This is a genomic window from Vibrio sp. V08_P9A1T1 (assembly GCF_963874405.1).
GTDB lineage: Bacteria > Pseudomonadota > Gammaproteobacteria > Enterobacterales > Vibrionaceae > Vibrio > Vibrio anguillarum.
Genome location: NZ_CAWNIB010000057.1, coordinates 1 through 8211, shown reverse-complemented (window position 1 = coordinate 8211; position 8211 = coordinate 1). Strand labels below are relative to the sequence as shown.

General features: G+C 42.6%; 9 protein-coding genes. All 9 read left to right on the top strand.

The features are described 5' to 3' along the window. Window positions 1–44: 44 nt before the first annotated feature. Window positions 45–530, top strand: coding sequence for a tetratricopeptide repeat protein (locus tag AACT21_RS03305; protein ID WP_094164096.1), 486 nt, complete (start codon window positions 45–47; stop codon window positions 528–530). A gap of 106 nt (window positions 531–636) precedes the next feature. Further along, window positions 637–1821, top strand: a complete 1185-nt coding sequence (locus AACT21_RS03300; RefSeq protein WP_094164095.1) for a hypothetical protein — start codon at window positions 637–639, stop codon at window positions 1819–1821. Window positions 1822–1945: 124 nt separating this feature from the next. Beyond that, window positions 1946–3415: a hypothetical protein gene (locus tag AACT21_RS03295; RefSeq protein WP_303396333.1), complete on the top strand. Its 1470-nt coding sequence runs from the start codon at window positions 1946–1948 to the stop codon at window positions 3413–3415. A gap of 15 nt (window positions 3416–3430) precedes the next feature. Continuing rightward, window positions 3431–4159 carry a type III secretion system protein gene (locus tag AACT21_RS03290; RefSeq protein ID WP_094164093.1) on the top strand — a complete coding sequence of 243 codons (729 nt, stop codon included), beginning with the start codon at window positions 3431–3433 and terminating at the stop codon, window positions 4157–4159. 39 nt (window positions 4160–4198) lie between these two features. Further along, the gene (locus AACT21_RS03285) at window positions 4199–4750 is read left to right on the top strand and encodes a hypothetical protein (RefSeq protein ID WP_094164092.1); all 552 of its coding nucleotides are present in this window, start codon (window positions 4199–4201) and stop codon (window positions 4748–4750) included. Beyond that, window positions 4740–5153 (top strand): hypothetical protein, encoded by a 414-nt coding sequence (locus tag AACT21_RS03280; protein ID WP_017044447.1) that lies wholly within the window; start codon window positions 4740–4742, stop codon window positions 5151–5153. Before AACT21_RS03285 ends, AACT21_RS03280 begins: the two co-directional genes overlap by 11 nt. 5 nt (window positions 5154–5158) lie before the next feature. Continuing rightward, window positions 5159–5734 carry a hypothetical protein gene (locus AACT21_RS03275; protein WP_094129941.1) on the top strand — a complete coding sequence of 192 codons (576 nt, stop codon included), beginning with the start codon at window positions 5159–5161 and terminating at the stop codon, window positions 5732–5734. After that, the gene (locus AACT21_RS03270) at window positions 5735–6031 is read left to right on the top strand and encodes a hypothetical protein (protein ID WP_017044449.1); all 297 of its coding nucleotides are present in this window, start codon (window positions 5735–5737) and stop codon (window positions 6029–6031) included. Between the two features lies 1 nt (window position 6032). Then, the coding region (locus AACT21_RS03265) for a hypothetical protein (RefSeq protein ID WP_254917199.1) at window positions 6033–8211 on the top strand (2179 nt) is incomplete at its 3' end.

The window sequence follows — 8211 nt, the reverse complement described above, 5'->3', positions numbered from 1 at the left end:
AAGCCGAGCAGATGGCTAGATAATCACAGTTCAGGACAAAGAATATGAAAGAAACAACCTTTGATTTTGTAAATAATGAAGAAGAAAACTTATCTTTATTGGATAGTAAAGGAATCGAGCAGAAACTCGCCCAATTACGTCAGTCTAAAAAGGTAACAGTGACGCAACTTAAAGAAATTTATGATTTGGGTGTTAACTTTTACAACCAATTACAGTTTAAAGAAGCCGAAATTGTTTTTTCTGCTTATACCTCTCTTAATCCTTATGATCACCGTGGTCCCGGTTGTTTAGCGGCGATCTATTTAGAAAAGGGACAATTTAAAAAAGCATTGGATATACTCAATGTATTAAAAACATACCCCACCAATGATTTGGATGAAACGGTGTTAAATATTGCGTTATGTCATTATAAGTTAAATGAACATCTGCAAGCAGCGGCAATGTTATTAATTGTACAAGTTCAAAATTTAAATGAATTTTACGAAAAACGTTATGCCTACTTGCATCAACAGTTGCAACCCTATATTTAATAGGCTGATGGTTGAATTAAATTATAGCTTATGTTTGATGTGTTTGCTTTATGTGAACATTTTTAATATCAAATAAGAAAAATGAAATGGAAAAATAGGAGCAGCCATGCAAGTTAATTTATTTAATAGACCACTTCAGTCGTTGAATGTTCAAGACCAACATGATGAAGCGCACAACATCTCATTAGAGAAAAACCTTAAGACTCTTGATAAAGCACAGGCTGAATTATCTAAGATTGATAAGAAAATTGCGTCATTAAATAAGCAATCGGCCAGCGTTGAAACGTTAGCAATGCTCGCAGCACAACAAAAGCAAGTCGTGTTGGCGATGTTACGTGGAAACCCAGAAATGGCCATCGCTGCACTATTAGCTCAAGGCATTGAAAAATATGGAGATCAATTAGCGGACATTCAAGCATGGACGAACGGTGGCGCTGCGATGTTTGATGCGGCTATGTCGGAGATGTTTGATAGCTTAGTCGCAAGTGGATCAACCGACGGCTATACACTGGAAGATTTATTCCAACTTGCAATTATGGATTTTATGTCTCATGAGTACCCATCTACATCGGTACTGGATTCGATTATGGGGCATTTCCTTGAGAGTACTGGATCCGGATCCCATGGTTACCACGAAGGCTGGGATGGGGATGGTTTCGCCAGGGAGTCCGATGCGTTGTTTGATCATTTATTAAATAATGCGCCAGCGGGTAGCTTGTGTCATGACATTCTGACCTACATGAATGGTACGTGTGGTGGGAAAAGCGCTTTAGCCAATCAGCTTCGAAATAATTTTGATAATGCGGGGGGCTTTGTTTGTGACAGTACCTACCCGTCAGGTATGGGGCTCTCCCCAATGTTACGGTTTGCGATAATGTCAGGTTATCTTGCTGCTAACCCTGATATTGACCAAGCTACGATTGAAATGTTTTTAACGATGCCGATTGCGGATTTGAATACTTTCATTAGTGATACGACGACATACTCTTCTGCAATAGAGTTTCTTTTTGATAATGATGGTTATCCTGGTGACGATGGTTTTGGTAATCCATCGGGTTGGCGCCCTGCTGGTCCTCAAAATAATCATGCAGTTATTGACTGGAATGGTAACGGCCTGTCCTTGCCGTATTTTGAAAATTTATACGCCACTTTCCCCGCTCGTGAGCTAACAAAAGAAGAATTAAAGGAAGTGAATCGCATTGGCGATCAGATCCAAATGTTGCAAGAAACCTTGAAATATTGGTTATCGATAATGCGTGATGAACAGTTAGCTGCGGCACGGAATATTTAAGCGTAAGAATTCAATAAAATAAAAGGGCATGCCACTGCCGGGGGACATGCCGCTCGTGCCACGAGAAATGTGTTGCTATCAAAGAGGACGCAAAATCCCGGCTAATAACATGAAGGGAAAACTCATGAGTACATTCATGAATACCATCTCAGCGCCGGTCTATGTCAGCGCAGTAGAAGATGAAAGCCAAGATGTTCAACGTCAACCTGCGCAACGTGCAGCAGTAAGTGATATGACGCCAAATCAACCACTTCCTGGTAGTGCAGTTTCACTTAACGCGTTATGGCGTTTGATTGAAGATGCAATGAAAGAAGTGGCCAATGCGACCTCAGGGACTGGTAAAGAGAACTCTGCGGCGAAAAAATCACTGATTGATGTGCAAAAAGAGTCGCAAATTAAGCAGCTTAAAGATCGTGAAAAGCAGATTGAAGACCAGAAAAAAGCGCAAGCGAAACAGAGTTTTTGGAGCAAATTCACGATGGCTTTGGGTTTCATTGCTGCGATTTTGATTGCACCGTTTAACCCTGTGATGGCGGCCATTATGATCGTTACTATGGTTGCGTCGATTGTCATTCCTAAAATTGCCGATGAAATCATGAAATCGGCAGGTGTTCCGCAGAATGTCCGAGATAAAGTCAAAATGGGGCTTGAAATCGGCATTGGCATCGTTGGTATGTTGGTCAGCTTTAACCCAGCGCAATTGGTTAAGAATGTGGCGAAAATGGCTGCGGATACGGCGATAAAAGCGGCGACGATGGTTGAGCGCACTGTTGTGGCTCTACGCAGTATGTTGGTGAATTTAAACCCAGCTAAATTAGCGGCAATGCTCGGTAAGTCTGCGGCTAGTAGCGCTTCGAAAGCGACTAAGTTGTTAGATACAGCGATTGATGCGCTTAAAGCTTTTAAAACAACCGCACTGACGGCGACCAAAGAGGCGCTATCTAAAGCGGCTGATAAGGTTGCTCAGGTTGTTGAGCATGCATTAAATGCGATTAAACAGATGAAAGCCACCTTGCTTAAAGCATTAGACAGTGCGGTTGATAGTATTAAGTCAGCAGGTTCAGCACTGAAAGAACAGCTAACCAGCTTAAGCAAAGCTGTCGATAAAGTATCGGCGTCTATTGATGACTTACTCGCCAGTCTGAAGAGTTTAAGTCCTTCAAACTTGATGAATAAAATGTCGCAAATGGTCGATAAAATGTCTGATTTGCTCAATTCACTCAAAGCGATGCGCCCAAGTCAATTGGTGACTAAAGCCAAGCAAATGCTAGATGATGTCGCAGATGCACTCAAAGATTGGATGACGAACAGCGAGAAAGTCGCTCTGCGTACGACTCGTGTGAATCAGGCTGTTGAGGTGAGCTCAAATGTTACGTCTGTCGTGAGTATGGGTTATGGCATCAAATCTGCCGATATCAGAAAAGATATGGAGATTGCACAAGCAAAACAGGAAGCATTGGAGACTCAAATCCAACAGATCTTAATGATGCTTTCTCAAGCGATGCGTGCCGTCACTCACGCCTTTGAATCACTGTCTAAAACCAGCAGCGATTTCCGTGAATTTAACGATAAAATGATTTCGACCCATATGTAATCTGGAGATAACTAAATGAGTTCTATTGTATTTAATACCCAACCTTCGGATATTACATTTGCTGAAAAATCACACGCTCGAAACGCAGTAGCGGTTAATGAAAAGCAGTGGAATAGCTACAGTGAGAAACTGGACAAAGTTGAAACAGGCTCAGTTTCAATGAGTGACCTTCTGGCTTTGCTTGCTCAAATCATTGAATCATCTCAACGTTTACGTGCCCAAATGATGCAAAATCGCATTACTGAAGCGGTGGCGACGAGTGATTTAGCGGTTAAGCTTTCGGGCGATAAATGCAGCGACGCACAGCGGAAATTCGGTATTACACTTGCCGCTTCCGTTGCGACGATGGCCATGTCTACGGCGGCAACAGTACGCATGGGTCAGAGCAAAACATTGAAAGATAAGCATGTTACGGATTTAACGAAAGGTAAAAATACCTCAGTGAGTTCATTGGATTCACGCTCGGTGAATAAGTTTACCGCTAATCTGCAAGAAGGCCGTACTGCCAAATACCGTTCTGTTTCACAAATGAGTGAAATGGCCAGCAGTATGGTAGGTAATGTCAATGAAATGCAACATGCCGATCAAGTTCGCAAGCAAGAGGAAACTCAAGCGAGCAAAGAGTTGAAAGAGAAATTTGACTCACAACTTGACCAGTATATTCAAGATTTAACCCAAGAAGCGGTGAAACTGAATGAGATCTTGGATTCAGTAGCCAAAGCAAGCTTGGTACACAACCGATAACCGGAGTAGGAGCGAGCTTCGGCTCGCTCTATTTTATCTATGCGTAGTGTGTCAATTTCTATTTTAGCGAAGACTGAACGGGTCTCAGATGTTTCTCCGACAAAGCAAACTCGTGAAGATAATCAGCCCAAGCGAGTAAGAGATGTAAAGCAAGCGGAAAAACGAACGAAGAAACATCCACGGTTGTTTCGCATTCGGCGTAAGTTGATGACGCCTCAGCATCAACGCCAGTTTGCTAGGATGTTGAACAGTTATCAATTAAAAGCATTAAGAGATTGGCAAGGTTTTGCCGATACCATCACTGATATCAAATCACTCAATGATGCGCAGCACTTTATTTTGCAAGCCGCTCAACATTCAGAACACCTTTATCCTGCAGCTCTTCGTAACAAGATAAAACAATACCTCAATTCTTTGGGAGTTATTGCTGAGGAGATGGAAGCAGACAGTGGAACGTTGCAACAGTTAGTGGCTTATGAACATTATCTTGAAGGCCTACTTTCGTTGCTGGCATTGTGCAGGAAATACGATACACGAGAACGTAACGGTCCGAAATTAGCGCGTAAAAAAGAACATGATGATGAAAAATAAGCAAACTCGCATGACCCATTGTCAATTAGAAAATAAGTCACTGGATCCCTACGAGATTTTGAAAAGTAAATCTCAACGTTTGAGTTGGAATCGCTTATCGGATGCCGAGATCTATCTCGATAAGAAAGCCGTGGTTTCTTGGTTTGAACGACTAAGAAATTATTCAGAAGGAACCGTTAAGGCCATTATTGTCGAAGGAATTCTAGAAAGTCAGTTCCACAACATTACTTTTATTCTGCGTCTTGTTCAGAGCCCGGATTTTAAAACGATGACCTCAAAAGAGAGTTATCAGTTGCTGTATGAGATGGTGTGCGAAATACCACAAGGTATCCGGGATTGGATCGACGAAAAAGATTATTTAATGAGCCGCGATGTACTTGCGCTCCTTTCACGAAATCGGTGACGAGTATGAAACAACAGACAACAGTAACGGTAGAAGCCCGTTATCAATTGACATCAGAACTTTGCAGACAAATCAACAACGTTGCAGGGCATCAATTTGATAATCAATCGATAACGCTTGATTTTATTGCCCCCCATTTTGCGCCTGATTTTGCCGAAGATTTGCTGGAGATTCGTGTTATGCACATCGGAATCGAAGCGAAAGGTTATGTTCGTGCCTCAGAAGCGGAACGCTTGATTGGCGTTGAAGTGAAGTATTTAGACAACGATTATCTCGCCTACTTAATGACGCAAACCGTAGCGTCGAAAGGTGTGCATTATCAAGGTTACCAGTCTTATCCGCATGAGTCGGGGATTGCTCCATTATTTGAATGCGTCCTAACCTGCGATGATTTGCAGGCCACGCTTTATTTGGATATTGCATCGTTGGATATTGATGATGATGGGCTTGAATTACAACCTATCCAGCTGTCGGAGGATCTGCGTTTGACGGTGAATTGGTCACCCTTTGAGACCTATCTTGATACTCAGGAGATCCTTGAGTTGTCTGATGAAGATTTAGTCTGGGTGTTTTCGAAATAAATGCCAGTGACACTCAACGAAATAGAGCAGTTTTTACTGCACATAGAACAGAATGAAGAGGTTGTATTTGAACAGTATACAAACTACTTACTTCTTCCTATCGTGCCTTTTTTTCAGTTGGTTCATGTACAGAATACGCAGCAGGTTATTAATGGCTTACTGTGTTTTGAGCCAGCATCAAATGGTTTTTTGATCCGGGTGGATGGTTATCTGACCTTAGCTTGTGAAGATCACAGCATAAGAGACGATGACCTTCGCCGCATCACTATTCAATTATTAGAGACAATGAGGTTTTAGTATGCCGCATCCAATTAGTCATATCAGTTCAGTATCACCAGCCCAATCTCTGCACTCTGCAACAGATTCTCCCGTTTCTTCGGCGAGCCCAGAGCCGTCTGCGCTTGGGAGTCAAGAGCCACACTTAGCGTCAAATCAGCCTCCACAGACTCCAGATAGTGCTTTACCTACCGCCTCAGTAATCGATGCAGAAGATCCTCCAGCAGAAAGATTGACAAGTTCTACCACTGACTCAGAAGCACAAGCGAATAAAAAGAAGACTCACAAAAAATCGAATCGATACGCTAATCAACCCAAAGCGAAAGCTCATATAGGCGCTTGTGCGTTTGGTGGTATTACCTTGGGTATTCTGGCAGGCCCGATAGGGCTAGTTTTTGCCGCCGCTTACATTAATGCTATGTGTGGAGCCATGTATGGTGGCTCAGAATATTTTACCGGGGATAAAACTAAGCATCCAAAAACAGAGCCAGAACCACAGCCTGAAAATACCCCCCCTAGGCACAGGCCAAATCCTAACTCGGTACCATCTGAAGAAGGACGTAGGCCCGATGAGTCAGACACCGAACAGGGAAGGGAACATGTTGGTCAACCAAATGCAACCATTGGTAGTAATAACTTTATTTTTGCTCCGACTAATATTTTTGCTCCAACTATCATTACTTCTCCAACCACTACGGAAGGTAATGTTTATTTTTTCCGTGAAGATGATAAAAATCATAAATCGACCACCGAGCAGAAAACGTCATCTACCGCTTCTCAAACCAACAATAGTTCACAAGGTTTTTCAACTTCGGAAGTAAAAAAAGTAGTCGGGGTGAGCACGCTAAATCGTCAGCAGGCAACTGCGGATAAACCAGCGTCAGTCGCGGCTGGTGTTGAGGAATTTTTTGATAGTTTTGATGGTGATACCGCATTGCATGTTAGGTTTGATGATGGTGTAAATGCCTTTGTACACGCTCCTGAATCGATGACAAGTGATATATTGACTAGGCATTCTCATCTTTTAAATAGGCCATCGTCGACGGTTGTCACTACAGGTAAAGAGAACGATCAAACTGATGCTAAGGAAGTTCAACACCCTAAAACGTCTCAACACCATCGAGCGGATGGTTTTGATCAAATGCTGGATGCGCAAATAGCCCATTCACAGAATAGTGCGCGCCTAGTGGCTAATGAAGAAAAACCATCGATAGGTAAAGATGGCACTCATAGCTGGCAGCTACAGCAACAAGGAAGTTGGGAGTTAAAATCCATTGACTCAGTAAATGCTAAAACAGTTCAACAGCAGGGATTCGATAGAGCTGATGGTGCGCCAACTTCTTCAGGAAGTGCGTTCGAGAGGCTTGATATGGAGTTAAAGAAACGTAATCCTCAACCATTTGACACTTTGCCGATTACGCCGCAAGACATAACGGAAAATAGGCCATCGTCGACGGTTGTCACTACAGGTAAAGAGAACGATCAAACTGATACTAAGGAAGTTCAACACCCTAAAACGCCTCAACACCATCGAGCGGATGGTTTTGATCAAATGTTGGATGCGCAAATAACCCATTCACAGAATAGTGCGCGCCTAGTGGCTAATGAAGAAAAACCATCGATAGGTAAAAATGGCACTCATAGCTGGCAGCTACAGCAACAAGGAAGTTGGGAGTTAAAATCCATTGACTCAGTAAATGCTAAAACAGTTCAACAGCAGGGATTCGATAGAGCTGATGGTGTGCCAACTTCTTCAGGAAGTGCGTTCGAACGGCTTGATATGGAGTTAAAGAAACGTAATCCTCAACCACTTGATACTTTGCCGATTACGCCGCAAAACATAACAGAAAAGTTGGAGGTTATGCGAGAGAGCTCCGAGAAGGTGATGAAGCTAGAGCGACAATATTCCAAGCCGCTAGCAACTAAGGAGTTAACGGTGGAGACTTCTTCAAACCAGTGGACTAAAGAGATCACCGAAAACGGCCAATCTCGCTGGGTTAAACCAAAACAATCTTCAGGTAATGATAAAGTTTTGCTCACGGGTGGTGCAGTCAGTGGCCTAGGCCAAAACTATACTCAGGGAATTCGTAACAATTTGAAACCACTTGATGAATTGAAAATGGCGCATTTTCAACAGTTAAAAAAAAATATAAAAAATAATAATGAAGCTACACGACAAAGCGTTTTCCATAGTGGAGGGT